General features: G+C 60.3%; 15 protein-coding genes. 13 read left to right on the forward strand and 2 right to left on the reverse strand.

The genetic code is table 11. From position 1 onward, the window contains the following. Window positions 1-59: 59 nt before the first annotated feature. Window positions 60-1424 (reverse strand): formimidoylglutamate deiminase, encoded by a 1365-nt coding sequence (locus tag ABJ99_RS24485; RefSeq protein WP_054087994.1) that lies wholly within the window; start codon window positions 1422-1424, stop codon window positions 60-62. Between the two features lie 187 nt (window positions 1425-1611). Here ABJ99_RS24485 and hutC point away from each other — a divergent pair, with 187 nt between their 5' ends. The 6 genes from hutC (at window position 1612) to ABJ99_RS24515 (ending at window position 6154) form a co-directional block, all read left to right on the forward strand. Next, entirely contained in the window at window positions 1612-2322 is a 711-nt protein-coding gene (gene hutC, locus ABJ99_RS24490; RefSeq protein ID WP_162839085.1) for a histidine utilization repressor, read from the forward strand. Next, the gene (locus tag ABJ99_RS24495; RefSeq protein WP_054087995.1) at window positions 2319-2915 is read left to right on the forward strand and encodes a HutD/Ves family protein; all 597 of its coding nucleotides are present in this window, start codon (window positions 2319-2321) and stop codon (window positions 2913-2915) included. Before hutC ends, ABJ99_RS24495 begins: the two co-directional genes overlap by 4 nt. A 51-nt stretch (window positions 2916-2966) precedes the next feature. Beyond that, window positions 2967-4142 carry a Na+/H+ antiporter NhaA gene (gene nhaA / locus ABJ99_RS24500; protein WP_054087996.1) on the forward strand — a complete coding sequence of 392 codons (1176 nt, stop codon included), beginning with the start codon at window positions 2967-2969 and terminating at the stop codon, window positions 4140-4142. A gap of 105 nt (window positions 4143-4247) precedes the next feature. After that, window positions 4248-4781, forward strand: coding sequence for a DUF3455 domain-containing protein (locus ABJ99_RS24505; RefSeq protein ID WP_054087997.1), 534 nt, complete (start codon window positions 4248-4250; stop codon window positions 4779-4781). A 102-nt stretch (window positions 4782-4883) separates the two neighbouring features. After that, window positions 4884-5450, forward strand: coding sequence for a sigma-70 family RNA polymerase sigma factor (locus ABJ99_RS24510; protein ID WP_054087998.1), 567 nt, complete (start codon window positions 4884-4886; stop codon window positions 5448-5450). Then, window positions 5447-6154: an anti-sigma factor gene (locus ABJ99_RS24515; RefSeq protein ID WP_054087999.1), complete on the forward strand. Its 708-nt coding sequence runs from the start codon at window positions 5447-5449 to the stop codon at window positions 6152-6154. Before ABJ99_RS24510 ends, ABJ99_RS24515 begins: the two co-directional genes overlap by 4 nt. 14 nt (window positions 6155-6168) lie before the next feature. On the opposite strand, the gene epsC is transcribed toward ABJ99_RS24515, so the two are convergent. Further along, entirely contained in the window at window positions 6169-7122 is a 954-nt protein-coding gene (gene epsC, locus ABJ99_RS24520) for a serine O-acetyltransferase EpsC (RefSeq protein ID WP_054088000.1), read from the reverse strand. Window positions 7123-7318: 196 nt separating this feature from the next. Here epsC and ABJ99_RS24525 point away from each other — a divergent pair, with 196 nt between their 5' ends. From ABJ99_RS24525 to ABJ99_RS24555, 7 genes are all read left to right on the forward strand, one after another. Next, the gene (locus ABJ99_RS24525) at window positions 7319-8317 is read left to right on the forward strand and encodes a D-cysteine desulfhydrase (protein ID WP_054088001.1); all 999 of its coding nucleotides are present in this window, start codon (window positions 7319-7321) and stop codon (window positions 8315-8317) included. Between the two features lie 192 nt (window positions 8318-8509). Next, window positions 8510-9307: a cystine ABC transporter substrate-binding protein gene (tcyJ, locus tag ABJ99_RS24530; protein WP_054088002.1), complete on the forward strand. Its 798-nt coding sequence runs from the start codon at window positions 8510-8512 to the stop codon at window positions 9305-9307. After that, window positions 9304-9972 (forward strand): cystine ABC transporter permease, encoded by a 669-nt coding sequence (tcyL, locus tag ABJ99_RS24535; RefSeq protein ID WP_080378307.1) that lies wholly within the window; start codon window positions 9304-9306, stop codon window positions 9970-9972. Before tcyJ ends, tcyL begins: the two co-directional genes overlap by 4 nt. A 3-nt stretch (window positions 9973-9975) precedes the next feature. Then, complete coding sequence (gene tcyN / locus ABJ99_RS24540; RefSeq protein WP_054088003.1) at window positions 9976-10719, forward strand: L-cystine ABC transporter ATP-binding protein TcyN; 744 nt, start codon at window positions 9976-9978, stop codon at window positions 10717-10719. Window positions 10720-11292: 573 nt separating this feature from the next. Then, complete coding sequence (locus ABJ99_RS24545; protein WP_054088004.1) at window positions 11293-12021, forward strand: hypothetical protein; 729 nt, start codon at window positions 11293-11295, stop codon at window positions 12019-12021. Between the two features lie 324 nt (window positions 12022-12345). Continuing rightward, a complete protein-coding gene (locus ABJ99_RS24550) occupies window positions 12346-13518 on the forward strand; it encodes an SfnB family sulfur acquisition oxidoreductase (protein WP_230081083.1) in 1173 nt (390 codons plus the stop codon). Between the two features lie 25 nt (window positions 13519-13543). Then, window positions 13544-14175, forward strand: a 632-nt coding sequence (locus tag ABJ99_RS24555; protein WP_195842917.1) for an acyl-CoA dehydrogenase family protein, incomplete at its 3' end; no start/stop codon positions are given.

Raw genomic sequence — 14175 nt, forward strand, 5'->3', positions numbered from 1 at the left:
ATCATCGTGCGACGCCCTGCGTCGCATGCCGTTCTGGACGCTCGGCGTCCTCTCTCGCATCAGCCCAGCAATTCCCTCAGCACTTGCGCAAACTCGCGGTTGCTTTGTTCTTCTGCGGCGTGTCTTCCTTCGCGGATGACCCAGCGCCCGTTTACCGCCACGTCGCGAATCTGTCGGTCGCTGCCGGCAAATAGCCAGCGGTTGAGGATTGCGTCGCCGGAAGCCGTGGCGATGTACGGGTCGTTGCCATCCAGCACCAGCCAGTCGGCGCGTTGCCCGGCTTGCAGTTTGCCGAGCGGCTGACCCAGCGCCTGCGCGCCCCCGGCCAGGGCGGCGTCGTACAGCGTGCGGCCGACCATGGGCTGGTCACTGCGATACAACCGGTTACGACGCTGGTCACGCAAGCGCTGCCCGTATTCCAGCCAGCGCAGTTCCTCGACCACGCGGAGCGACACGTGGCTGTCGGAACCGATCCCCCAAAGCCCGCCCTGCGCAATGTAATCCACTGCCGGAAAGATCCCGTCCCCGAGATTCGCCTCGGTGGTCAGACACAATCCCGCGACGGCGCCGCTCTGCGCCATCAGTTGCACTTCATCCGCGTCCGCGTGCGTCGCGTGGACCAGGCACCAGCGGTTATCCACAGAAATATTTTCATACAACCATTGCAACGGACGCCGACCGCTCCAGCTCAGGCAATCGTCCACTTCCTTCTGCTGCTCGGCAATATGAATGTGCACCGGGCACTGCGGGTCGCTGGCGACAAGCACTTCACTGATCTGCTGCGGAGTGACCGCGCGCAACGAGTGAAAGCACAGGCCAAGCCTCTGAGCAGGCTGCGCCGCCAACAGCGGTCGCAAACGCGCCTGCAACTCCAGATAACTGTCGGTGCTGTGGATAAACCGGCGCTGAGCCTCATTCGGCGCCAGCCCGCCAAACCCGGAGTAGCTGTAAAGCACTGGCAGCAAGGTCAGGCCAATACCCACCGAACCCGCCGCCTGGCTGATCTGCAGGGCCAGTTCGGCAGGGTCTGCGTAGGGTTTGCCGTCCAGGTCCTGATGCACGTAATGAAATTCCGCCACCGAGGTGTAACCACCCTTGAGCATCTCGATGTACAGCTGACGCGCGATCACTCCCAGTTGCTGCGGGCTGATGCGTCCGACAAGGCGGTACATCAAGTCACGCCAGGTCCAGAAGCTGTCGTTGGGGTTGCCCGCGACTTCGGCCAGCCCGGCCATCGCCCGCTGGAACGCATGCGAATGCAGGTTCGGCATGCCGGGCAACAACGGACCGCTGACGGTTTCAGCACCCTGCCGGTCTGCATGGGCTTCAACGCGGGTCAATAGACCTTCCTGGCTGACCTCCAGACGCACATTGCTGGCCCAGCCGTCGGGGAGTAACGCACGCTCGGCAAAGAAGGCTGACATTGACTTCACACCTCATCACTGTAATTTGTATATACATATACAGACGTTCAAGCGACCGGTAAACCGTTCGCACGCTTGCCGAGTCCCTGCTTAATGGTTAGCGTTGACGCTTTGCTGCATTTGAATCATCTCGAACAAGGACTCACCCGTGTCGACTCCGCCCGCCGCATCTCCCCTGGCAGCCCAGATGGGCGACAGTCCCGCACCCTTGTACGCCCGCGTCAAACACATGATTGCCCTGCAGATTCAAAACGGCACCTGGCCGCCGCACCACCGCGTGCCGTCGGAAAGCGAATTGGTGACGCAGCTGGGTTTCAGCCGCATGACCATCAACCGGGCGCTGCGCGAGCTGACCGCCGAAGGCCTGCTGGTGCGCATGCAGGGCGTCGGCACGTTTGTCGCCGAACCGAAGAGCCAGTCGGCGCTGTTCGAGGTGCATAACATCGCGGACGAAATTGCCGCGCGCGGCCATCGCCATACCTGCAAGGTAATGGTGCTCAAAGAGGAAGCCGCAGGCTCGGAGCGCGCACTGGCGCTGGACATGCGTGAAGGCCAGAAGGTGTTTCATTCGCTGATCGTGCATTTCGAAAATGACATTCCGGTGCAGATCGAAGACCGGTTCGTGAACGCTCAGGTCGCGCCGGACTACCTCAAGCAGGATTTCACCTTGCAGACGCCCTACGCCTATCTGTCACAAGTCGCACCGCTGACCGAGGGCGAGCACGTGGTTGAAGCGATTCTGGCCGAAGCCGACGAGTGCAGGCTGCTGCAGATCGATGCGGGTGAACCCTGCCTGTTGATTCGCCGCCGCACCTGGTCCGGCCGCCAGCCCGTCACTGCGGCGCGCCTGATCCACCCCGGTTCCCGTCATCGCCTCGAAGGACGTTTTACCAAATGAGCCAGACCCGTATTTTGCGTGCTGCCGACTACCCGCGCATGCCGTGGAAGAACGGTGGTGGCAGCACTGAAGAGATCGCTCGCGATGCGGGTCAGGACATGGACGGCTTCGGCTGGCGGCTGTCGATTGCCGACATCGAGACCTCAGGCAGCTTCTCGGTGTTTGCGGGTTATCAACGCATCATTACTGTGCTGCAGGGAGCGGGCATGACGCTGACCGTGGACGGTATGGCCAGTCGCCCGCTGTTGCCGTCCGATCCATTTGCATTCAGTGGCGACAGTGAAGTCAACTGTACACTGCTCGACGGGCCGATTCGCGACTTCAACCTGATCTATGCTGCACACCGCTATACTGCACGCCTGCACTGGATCGATGTGCGCCATCCGCAACGGCTGTTCAGCTCAGCCAGCACCTTCGTGCTGTTCAGCGTGGCCGAGCAGGTGGCGATCAGCGTCAACGGTCAAGCGTGGGAGGTCCTCGGCAAACATGATTGCGCGCAGGTGGACAACCCCGACGGCTTGCTGGAAATCGAACTGCAATCACCCCGCGTCAGCCGTTGCTGCCTGATCGAACTCAGCCCCACGGGGCAGTAAACGCATTCCTGATGCCACAACAAAAAACAGCTTTCCGCTTCAAGGACGACCATGACTCAAGCTCCACACCGGGAAACACCCCGCGCCATTGCCGTTCTCGCCAGTTTTCTGGCCTCTGAATCAGCAGGCGGTATTGTCTTGATGGCAGCGGCACTGGCCGCGCTGATCGTCGCCAATTCTGCGCTTTCTGCCGATTACTTCTCGATGCTGCACAGCGTCTGGCTGGGCCTGTCGGTCGAGCTGTGGATCAACGACGGCTTGATGGCGATCTTCTTCTTGATGGTTGGCCTGGAAATCAAACGCGAAGTGCTGGCCGGTGGCCTGGCGACCTGGGGGCAACGCGCCTTGCCCGGCTTCGCAGCGGCGGGCGGCATGCTGGTGCCCGCGCTGATCTACATCGCCATCAACCTGGGCAACCCGCAGACCCTCAGCGGCTGGGCGATCCCGGCGGCCACCGACATCGCGTTCGCCCTCGGCGTGCTGTCGCTGCTGGGCAATCGCGTGCCAACGTCGCTGAAAGTCTTTCTGGCGGCACTGGCGATTCTCGATGACCTGGGCGCGGTGACCATCATCGCGTTCTTCTACAGCTCCGGCCTGAACCTGCCGATGCTGGCTGCGGCGTTCGTGACCCTGGCCGTGCTGATCGCGTTGAACCGTCTGAACGTCCGCCGCCTGCTGCCCTACCTGCTGCTCGGCGCGCTGCTGTGGTTTTTTGTCCTGCAATCCGGCGTTCACGCCACGCTGGCCGGTGTTGCGCTGGCGTTGTGCATCCCGATGGGCAAGCCCGAAGAGGAAGCCCGCTCGCCGCTGCTGTTCCTTGAAGAAAAGATGCATTACTGGGTGGCCTTCGCGGTGGTGCCGATTTTCGGCTTTGCCAATGCCGGCGTGTCGCTGTCCGGTATCACCCTGGGCAACCTGATCGACCCGGTGCCGCTGGGCGTTGCACTGGGCCTGTTCATCGGCAAGCAGATCGGCGTGTTCCTCGCCGCCGTGCTGGCGATTCGTGCCGGGCTGGCGACCTTGCCGGAAGGCAGCAACTGGGTGCAACTGTATGGCGTGGCGATCCTCTGCGGCATCGGTTTCACCATGAGCCTGTTCATCGGCAACCTGGCTTTCCCCGGCGATCAACACCTGATCGACGAGGTAAAAGTCGGCGTGCTGATCGGTTCGGGCCTGGCAGCGATTGCCGGGATTGTGCTGCTGCGCAGCCGTTTCAGCCGGCACTGAAAAAATATTTTCAAATCACTGCATCCAGATGCATTTCTCGCGGGTAGTACAGTCAGCAGCCACTTCGAGTTGCTGAGCGCGGTTAAACAATCTGGAGATTTCTGCATGAACGCAAAACGCTTGCTCTGCCTTGCAGGTACTACCCTGGCCTTCACTTGCCTGTCGTCCGTTGCCATGGCTCAGACCGACCTCCCCGAGAGCGTCCGTGTGCCGGCCGGCAACAAAGTCGGCATGACGACCACCGGGGTTGGCGAAATTACCTACGAGTGCCGCGCCAAAGCCAACATGCCTAACGAAATGGAGTGGGCTTTTGTCGGCCCCAAAGCCGTGCTCAATGACAAGACCGGCAAGCAGGTCGGCACCTACTACGGCCCGCCTGCTACCTGGGAAGCCAAAGACGGCTCCAAAGTGACCGGCACTCAGGTTGCGGTGGCTCCGTCGAGCGCTGGCAACCTGCCTTATCAACTGGTCAAGGCCAACCCGGCCGAAGGCAAAGGCGCAATGACTGGCGTGACGTACATTCAGCGTGTCGCCCTGAAAGGCGGAGTGGCACCGGCCAAAGCCTGCGCAGAAAGCAACAAGGGCGCGAAGGAAGTGGTCAAGTATCAGGCGGACTACCTGTTCTGGACCGCAAGCTGATCGCGGCATTAATCAGGTGACCGCGCAACAGTGAGCTATGCTGCTGCGCGGGAGCCTCGCACTATCAGCGGGGCAGTAATCTTCCATTGATGGCGGATCATCTTGTCCTCGCACGAATCTCTCTTTGATTACGAAGCTACGTTGCAGGCCTGCGCTCGCGGTGAGAAGCAGGCGCTGCAGCGTCTCTATCAACAGGAAAGCGCCCGATTGCTCGGCGTTGCCCAGCGACTGGTGCGTGACAGCGCGCTGGCCGAGGACATCGTGCACGATGCCTTTCTGAAAATCTGGACGCATGCGTCCAGCTTCGATGCCGCTCGTGGCTCGGCACGCGGCTGGATATTCAGCGTAACCCGACACCTGGCGCTCAACCGCTTGCGCAACACAGCGCGCGAAGTGCGGGTCGACGATGATGAAAACCAGGATCATCACCCACCGGCGACGCTGGAAGGTTGGCAGGAAACCAGTGATGCCTTCGATTGGCGGGTCAATCCAGGAAGGATTACGGCATGCATGGAGCAACTGGAGCCGGTCAGAAGAAATTGTGTGCTTCATGCTTACGTGGACGGTTATTCGCATCAGGAAATCGCGCAGAAAATCGGCGCGCCATTGGGTACGGTCAAAGCCTGGATCAAGCGCAGCCTGACGGCTTTGCGGGAGTGCATGGGATGACCCGGCCTTTAGACGACAACATTCACGATCTGGCTGGCGAGTATGTGCTCGGCACCCTGTCGGCGCAGGAAAGGCTCCACGTACAGCGTCGCCTGTCCCGCGAGCCTGACTTGCAGGCAGCCATCGACGCCTGGGAGCAGCGCCTGCTGCCCCTGACCGAACTGGCTGAGCCGGTCACGCCATCGCCCGGCTTGTGGGGGCGCATTGAACGCAACCTGCTGGAGATGACCGCGCCCGCCAAACCTGCACACCGGCAGCGCGTGCGCTGGTGGGACAATCTGTCGGTCTGGCGCGGGCTGGCCGGGGCCGGACTGGCGGCGTCGCTGGTGCTGGGCATGACGTTGTTGACCCGCGCACCTGCGCAGCCTTCCTACCTGGTGGTTCTGGTCGGACCGCAAGACAAGTCGCCCGGCTGGGTCGTGCAGGCCGGCAATTCGCAGGAAATTCAGCTGATTCCGCTGGGCGTGACCGAAGTCCCGGCGGACAAGGCGCTGGAATTCTGGACCAAGGGTGACGACTGGCAAGGCCCGGTGTCCCTCGGGCTGGTCAAACCGGGGCAAAGCCTCAAGATCGCGCTGGACAAGCTGCCGCCGCTACAGGCCAACCAGCTGTTCGAGCTGACACTGGAAAAATCCACCGGCTCGCCAATCGGCAAACCGACAGGCCCGATTCAGTTCATCGGGCGGGCGGTCAAGGTCATCTGACACTCAGCCAGCTATCACTTTTTCGAGCAGTGGTCCTGCTGCAAAAGGTTGGCCTGAGTCAGGTTGCAATCTGCCGGTACGCTGCGGGTCAGCCACACGTTACCGCCGATGGTCGAACCCTTGCCAATAGTGATGCGACCCAGAATGGTCGCCCCGGCGTAGATCACCACGTCGTCTTCGACAATCGGATGCCGTGCATGGCCCTTCTGCAACTGGCCGTCCTCGTCTGAGGGGAAGCGCTTGGCACCCAGCGTCACGGCCTGATAGATGCGCACGCGTTCGCCGATGATGGCGGTTTCGCCAATCACCACGCCGGTCCCGTGATCGATAAAGAAGCTCGGCCCGATCTGCGCGCCGGGGTGAATGTCGATGCCGGTGGCCGAGTGGGCGATTTCCGAGCTGATGCGCGCCAGTAATGGCAAACCGGCCCGGTACAGGTGGTGCGCCAGACGATGATGGATCACCGCCAGAATGCCCGGATAGCAGAGCAGCACTTCATCGACACTGCGCGCCGCCGGGTCGCCGTGATACGCGGCCAGCACGTCGGTGTCCAGCAGCAGACGAATGCCCGGCAAGGCCGTGGCGAAATCCTGAATCAGCTCCAGCGCATGGGCATCGATGCTCTTCAGGTCTCCACCCTGCTGATGGGCGACGTAGCGCAACTCAAGGCGCGCCTGGGCCAGCAGCGCGTTGAGCGCGACGTCCAGCGTGTGCCCGACATAGAAATCTTCGCTCTCTTCGCGCAGGTCGACCGGCCCCAGGCGCATCGGGAATAACGCCCCGCTCAGGGCTTCGAGAATATCGCCCATCGCCGCGCGCGATGGCAGCTCGCGCCCGCCGTGTTCGCCGCTCACGCGCCGGTTGCGCGCGCGCCAGTCTTCACGCGCACCGCGCAGCTGGCTGACGATCCGCTGCAACTGCCAATGGCTGGAACGGCCGTCGGCGGAGGCTTGTGGAATATCGCTCACGCTGATCTCTCCTTGATGCAAAGGGTGTCGACCGACAGTACGGCCATTGATGCCCTCACTCTACGGCAAACATTCAGACGGAAAGAACAACAATTTCTGTAGGAGCAGCCTGATCAGACCATAAGCACAGAGAAGTTGCCGTGCAGGATACGTCTGCCTATAGTCCGATGACTCTTTACACGGCTTACCTATCACCATGATCAAACATCAGCTCGCCCGCTTCAATCGTCTGGACCTGATCAGCGCGCCGACGGCCCTGGAGAAACTCGAACGCCTGTCGACGTGGGCCGACCGCGATATTTACATCAAGCGCGATGACACCACGACCCTGGCGCTGGGTGGCAACAAGGCCCGCAAGCTCGAGTACCTGGCCGCCGACGCGCTGGCCCAGGGTGCCGACACGTTGATCACTGCTGGCGCGATCCAGTCCAACCACGTGCGCCAGACCGCTGCGCTGGCGGCCAGACTGGGCATGGGCTGCGTGGCCTTGCTGGAAAATCCCATCGGCACCGAAGACCCCAACTACCTGCACAACGGCAACCGCCTGCTGCTGGAGCTGTTCGATGCGCGGGTAGAGCTGGTCGAAAACCTCGACAATGCCGACGACCAGTTGCACGCACTGGCCGCTCGCCTGCGCTCCAGCGGCAAAAATCCTTACCTGGTGCCGATCGGCGGCTCTAGCCCGATCGGTACTTTGGGTTACGTGCGCGCTGGTCTGGAACTGGCCGAGCAGATCAAGCAGACCGGCATCGATTTCGCCGCGGTTGTGCTGGCGTCCGGCAGCGCAGGCACGCACAGCGGTCTGGCATTGGCGCTGGCGCACGAGCTGCCGCAATTGCCGGTCATCGGCGTCACCGTGTCGCGCAGTGAAGAAGCCCAGTTGCCAAAAGTACAAGGCCTGGCCGAGCGCACCGCCGAGCTGTTGAACATCGCGCTGCCGGAAAGCTTCAAAGTCGAGTTGTGGGACGAATATTTCGCGCCGCGCTATGGCGAGCCGAACGCCGGTACGCTGTCGGCGATAAAGCTGGTGGCCAGCCATGAAGGCTTGCTGCTCGACCCGGTCTACACGGGTAAAGCCATGTCCGGCTTGCTGGATGGCATCGGCCGTCAGCGTTTCAATGACGGGCCGTTGATCTTCCTGCACACCGGCGGCGCGCCTGCGTTGTTTGCGTACCCGGACGCGTTCAGTCATTGACGCTCCCGTTATGCCAAACCCATACAGAAAACGCTCTTTTAGTTATTTTTCTTCATAAGCAGTTGGCGATATAGTCGCGCCCGGCGGCGCGCGTCACTGCCGTAATTGCTTGAAAAGAGCTGAATAATCAGCACCAAGTCGCTTCGGTCCGGTCAGAGATGACCAGACACCTCCACACCAACAGGGGCTCGCATGAACATTTCCGCCATTCGTCGCACGTTTCTTTTTTCGGCACTGAGCCTGATGCTCGGTTCCGGTATCGCCGGGCAAGCCGTGGCCGGTGAGCAACTGCAGAAAATCAAGGATAGCGGCACGCTGAATGTGGGCCTCGAAGGCACTTATCCACCGTTCAGCTTCGTTGACGAGAAAGGCAAGCTCACCGGCTTTGAGGTTGAACTCTCCGAAGCGCTGGCCAAAGAGCTGGGTGTGAAAGCCAAGGTGCAACCGTCCAAATGGGACGGTATTCTGGCCGCGCTGGATTCCAAGCGTCTGGACGTGGTGATCAACCAGGTCACGATCTCCGACGAGCGCAAGAAAAAATACGATTTCTCCCAGCCCTATACCGTTTCCGGCATTCAGGCACTGGTTCTGAAGAAGAATGCAGACGCTATCAAATCGGCTCAGGACCTGACCGGCAAAAAGGTCGGCGTGGGCCTGGGCACCAACTATGAGCAGTGGTTGAAGGAAAACGTACCGGGCGCCGTGGTAAAAACCTACGAAGATGACCCGACCAAGATTCAGGACCTGAGCGTAGGCCGTATCGACGCGATCCTCGTTGACCGACTGGCCGCCCTGGAAATCGCAGCCAAGACCAAAGGCAAGCTTGCACCCGCTGGCGCTGCATTCTCCCGCCAGGAGTCCGGCATTGCTCTGCGTAAAGGCGAGCCAGAGTTGCAGGCTGCCATCAACCAGGCCCTCGACAAGCTGCGCGCCGAGGGCACGCTGAAAAAACTGTCGGAGAAGTACTTCAACGCTGACGTCACCCAATGATCGAAGAGAGCCTTCAGCTCGCGCTGGATTCCGCGCCCTTTCTGCTCAAGGGCGCGTACTACACGGTATTCCTCAGCCTGGGCGGGATGTTTTGCGGATTGGTGCTGGGCTTCGGCCTGGCGCTGATGCGCCTGTCGCGTTTCAAACCGCTGAACTGGCTGGCGCGTATCTACGTGTCATTCTTTCGCGGCACGCCGTTGCTGGTGCAGCTGTTCCTGATCTATTACGGGCTGCCGGAACTGGGCATCGAACTTGATCCACTGACCGCAGCGCTGATCGGCTTTTCGCTGAACATGGCCGCCTACGCCTGCGAGATTCTCCGCTCCGCCATCAGCTCCATCGAGCGCGGCCAGTGGGAAGCGGCTGCAAGTATCGGCATGACCCGCTGGCAGACCCTGCGTCGGGCGATCCTGCCGCAAGCGGCACGCACCGCGCTGCCGCCGTTGGGTAACAGTTTCATTTCGCTGGTCAAGGACACCGCGCTGGCCGCCACCATTCAGGTGCCCGAGCTGTTCCGCCAGGCGCAGTTGATCACCGCACGCACCTTGGAAATTTTCACCATGTACCTGGCCGCCGCACTGATCTACTGGATCCTTGCCACTGCGCTTTCGTACCTGCAAAACAGGCTCGAAGCGAGGGTCAACCGGCATGATCTGGAGTCCTGACACATGATCGTGGTTGAAAAACTCACCAAGTCATTCAAAGGCAATCAGGTGCTCAAGGGCATCGATCTGCGCATCGAGGCTGGCGAAGTCGTTGCCATCATCGGCCCCAGCGGCTCGGGCAAGACCACCCTGCTGCGTTGCCTGAACCTGCTGGAGACGCCTGACAGCGGCAGGATCAAGGTTGGCGACATCGAGATTGATGGCGCGCGGCCTGTGAGCCAGCAGCAAGGCCTGATCCGCCAGTTGCGCCAGCAGGTCGGGTTCGTGTTTCAGAACTTCAATCTGTTTCCGCACCGCACTGCGCTGGAGAACGTCATCGAGGGCCCACTGGTGGTCAAGAAGATCGCTCGCGAAACAGCAGAGGCGCGGGGTCGGCAATTACTCGCCAAAGTCGGCCTGACCGGCAAAGAAGACGCCTACCCGCGCCGACTTTCCGGTGGACAACAGCAGCGCGTGGCGATTGCCCGGGCGCTGGCGATGGAACCGCAGGTGATTCTGTTCGACGAACCAACGTCGGCGCTGGACCCTGAACTGGTCGGCGAAGTACTGACCACCATCCGTTCGCTGGCAGAAGAAAAACGCACCATGGTGATCGTCACCCATGAAATGAGCTTTGCACGAGAGGTCGCCAACCGGGTGATCTTCATCGACAAGGGCGTGATCGTGGAGCAAGGCGAAGCCAAGGCGCTATTTGCCCATCCGCAAGAAGAACGGACCAGGCAGTTTCTGGAGCGCACGCGGGCCTGATCCTACATTCTTCTTACAAAAAGCAGCCCCGATTCGTCGGCGCTGCTTTTTTCTTACATTTCAGAAAGGACTAATCGTTCAGAATCCTTGCTGAGTTCCTGCGAAATTTTCGGAAAAATCATCGAATTAATGAAACCCGACAAGGGTGCCCTCTCGTCTGGGTAATTCGCGCCAGACGTTTGCAACGCTTGCCGGAAGGCTGCTTGCGCAGTGCGTTTATCCGTAGAGACGCAGATTCATCACGCATGACACTTTGTAGTAGGACAGTCGTTTACCCGGCAGTAAACAGCTCCAACTATAACATGTAGGAATTATCCGTTTTTTCAGTAAAACGTTATTAAGTCGTCGCCTTATATTGACAAGTGCACTCAAAGCACATTAGCTCACTCTAATCGCTCATTTTGCACATCGCCAAAACTTCAAGCTTAAAACCCTGACAGTTTGTAATGTTTGCCATGACTTGAACATTTAAGGTACTTATCTCGCAGCCTTAAACGGGCTTTATTTTTTGTTAAACATGGCAACTTATGACGATTCTTTACTTTGATTATTGATTAGCAGGAGCACATTGATATGAGTCGCACAACTTGCAAAAACAGCCCTTCGGACCTGCTACCCCCTTCCCTGCCACAGGCCAGCCGGCACGGCATCGGTGTACGTATCGCTTCTAACCTCATGGTTCATGTCGAGCCGTACTGCAATATGGATGAAGGCGACCTGATCGAATTGTTCTGGGACGGCTGTTACGTGGCGTCGAAAATTTTAACAGCATCCGACATTTACAACGCTATTGTCCTACGTGTGCCAGAAAGTTTTCTTCAAAATGGCAAGGCACGAACTTACTACAGAATCATGAAAGTGGGTGGAACACCGCTGACATCACCGTGCCGCAAACTATGGGTCAAACTGGATGCACCCGGCGGTCGACTGGTCAGCGCGAATGCGGAAGAAAATCAGAGCCTGGCCCCCTTGCATGTCGCGCCTTCGGTAGTGCGACGCGGATTATCTCAACGACATCTGGATGCAGGTTTGCCAATGGCCATCGAGCCCTACCTGAACATGGCGGTCCATGACGAAATCACAGTGCGCTGGGGGGATGTGCGCATGGACCTGCCCCCGCTGACCGCTGAGGACGTAGGCGAGCCTGTCGACCTGGTCATACCACCCGCGCTGATCATGGAGGGCGGTGACGAGCAACTGCTGGAAGTGACTTACTGCATCATCGACCGGGTCGGAAACAACTCGCTGTGGGCACCGCCACGGGAAATAAGAATCCAGCTACCGGGTGGCCCGGCCCGATGAATAACGCAGCACTGCCACTCAGGTGCTGAATCGGCGGATGACAAATGCTGTCTATGCTTATTCCAAAAATCGCGTTTTAAAAAATTTGATACACGCTTAGGGTATATAGACCGGACCACCGGACATCGTGATTTTCCAGCCGCATTCACTGCGGCCTATTTCTCCGAGGTTCCGATGGTCCCTTTCACAACTACCCCCGTGGATAAGCCCAGGGCTACATCGAATGCCGGTGAGCGACGCGAGTCTGATCCGGCGAACGTAACGGCCCACACCGTCACGGCTTCACAAGAGCCAGACGTCGCTCCTCGCCTGCTACCGGCCTCGGTGTTGCAAAACGATGCCGAGGCCATAACAGCAGCTCATCAACTGGCCGCAACAGCGCGGCTCAATGCCGCCCATCGTGACCGGCAACGCGCGTTGCCGTGGGCTGAAATCGAACAGTTCACCCGCAGCGGCCTGGGCAGTATTTCCATCCCGCGGGCCTATGGCGGGCCACAAGTGTCCTTCGTCACCGTGGCAGAGGTCTTCCGGATCATCTCCGCGGCCGACCCGGCGCTGGGGCAGATCCCGCAAAACCAGTTCGGCATTCTGCACCTGCTGCACAGCAGCGCCACCGAGCAGCAGAAACGTACGCTGTTCCAGAGCGTGCTGGACGGCTGGCGGATCGGCAATGCCGGGCCTGAACGCGGCACAAAAAACACCCTGGAACTCAAAGCACGGATCACCGCCGACGGCGACCGTTTCATCATCAATGGCCAGAAGTTCTATTCCACCGGCGCCTTGTTTGCGCACTGGGTAGCGGTCAAGGCGCTGGACGATCAAGGTCGGCAGGTCATGGCCTTCGTCAAACGCGGCACGCCGGGGCTGCGCATTGTCGATGACTGGTCGGGTTTCGGGCAACGCACCACGGCGAGCGGCACGGTGTTGCTCGACAATGTGGCAGTAGATGCCGAGCAGGTCGTCGATAACTGGCGTCTGGCGCTGACACCGAACATACAGGGCGCGGTGTCGCAGCTGATTCAGGCGGCCATCGATGCGGGCATTGCTCGCGGCGCGATCGATGATGCGATTACCTTTGTCCGCGAGAAGTCCCGTCCGTGGATCGATGCCAAAGTCGAGCGCGCCAGCGACGACCTGTACGTGATCGCCGACATCGGCAAGCTGAAACTCGAACTGCATGCGGCTGAGGCCTTGTTGCGCAAGGCGGGTCAGGAACTGGATGAGATCAACGCTGCGCCCATCGATGAACACTCGGCCGCGCGCGCGTCGATTGCCGTGGCACGCGCCAAGGTGCTGACCACCGAAATCGCCCTGCTGGCCAGCGAGAAGCTGTTCGAGCTGGCGGGCAGCCGCGCAACGCTTGCCGAGTTCAATCTCGACCGCCACTGGCGTAACGCACGCGTTCACACCCTGCACGACCCGGTGCGCTGGAAATATCACGCGGTCGGCACCTGGCACCTGAACGGCACCCTGCCCGCTCGCCATTCCTGGATCTGAACCAGACCACTGGAGAACACTTTTCATGAGTTTCAACCCACAGGCGCGCGACCATGCTGCGCTGATTACCAGTGACGTTCAGGCCCTGCAGGTGGCGAGCGAGCTGGCACTGCAGTTCAGGGCCCAAAGCGCCCAGCGCGACCGCGAGCGCCGTTTGCCCCATGCTGAACTCGACCTGTTCAGTCAGTCCGGTTTATGGGGCATCAGCGTCCCGAAAGCCTTTGGCGGCGCAGGCGTCTCCAACGTGACGCTGAGCAGGGTGATCCAGCTGATTTCCGAAGCCGACGGCTCGCTGGGGCAGATTCCGCAGAACCATTTTTACGCCCTTGAAGTGCTGCGCGTGAACGGCAGCCCACAGCAACAGGCGCGGCTGTATGCCGAGGCGCTGGCGGGCGTGCGTTTCGGCAATGCGCTGGCCGAACTGGGCACTAAAACGGCACATGACCGTACCACGCGCCTGACCCGCGATGGCGACGGCTATCGCATCAACGGCCGCAAGTTTTACGCAACCGGCGCGCTGTACGCGCAACGTATCCCCACCTCGGTGGTTGACGACAACGGCGTGCAGCAACTGGCGTTTGTCCCGCATGACAGCGAGGGGCCGACGGTTATCGATGACTGGAGCGGTTTCGGCCAGCGCACCACTGGCAGTGGCTC

It is taken from the genome of Pseudomonas syringae pv. cilantro, assembly GCF_001293775.1.
In the GTDB taxonomy this organism is placed as follows: domain Bacteria; phylum Pseudomonadota; class Gammaproteobacteria; order Pseudomonadales; family Pseudomonadaceae; genus Aquipseudomonas; species Aquipseudomonas syringae_P.

Coding starts and splice junctions, on each gene's coding strand:
- ABJ99_RS24485 (WP_054087994.1), bottom strand. CDS start 1,424: ATGTCAGCCTTCTTTGCCGAGCGTGCGTTACTCCCCGACGGCTGGGCC.
- hutC (WP_162839085.1), top strand. CDS start 1,612: ATGGGCGACAGTCCCGCACCCTTGTACGCCCGCGTCAAACACATGATT.
- ABJ99_RS24495 (WP_054087995.1), top strand. CDS start 2,319: ATGAGCCAGACCCGTATTTTGCGTGCTGCCGACTACCCGCGCATGCCG.
- nhaA (WP_054087996.1), top strand. CDS start 2,967: ATGACTCAAGCTCCACACCGGGAAACACCCCGCGCCATTGCCGTTCTC.
- ABJ99_RS24505 (WP_054087997.1), top strand. CDS start 4,248: ATGAACGCAAAACGCTTGCTCTGCCTTGCAGGTACTACCCTGGCCTTC.
- ABJ99_RS24515 (WP_054087999.1), top strand. CDS start 5,447: ATGACCCGGCCTTTAGACGACAACATTCACGATCTGGCTGGCGAGTAT.
- ABJ99_RS24525 (WP_054088001.1), top strand. CDS start 7,319: ATGATCAAACATCAGCTCGCCCGCTTCAATCGTCTGGACCTGATCAGC.
- tcyJ (WP_054088002.1), top strand. CDS start 8,510: ATGAACATTTCCGCCATTCGTCGCACGTTTCTTTTTTCGGCACTGAGC.
- tcyL (WP_080378307.1), top strand. CDS start 9,304: ATGATCGAAGAGAGCCTTCAGCTCGCGCTGGATTCCGCGCCCTTTCTG.
- tcyN (WP_054088003.1), top strand. CDS start 9,976: ATGATCGTGGTTGAAAAACTCACCAAGTCATTCAAAGGCAATCAGGTG.
- ABJ99_RS24545 (WP_054088004.1), top strand. CDS start 11,293: ATGAGTCGCACAACTTGCAAAAACAGCCCTTCGGACCTGCTACCCCCT.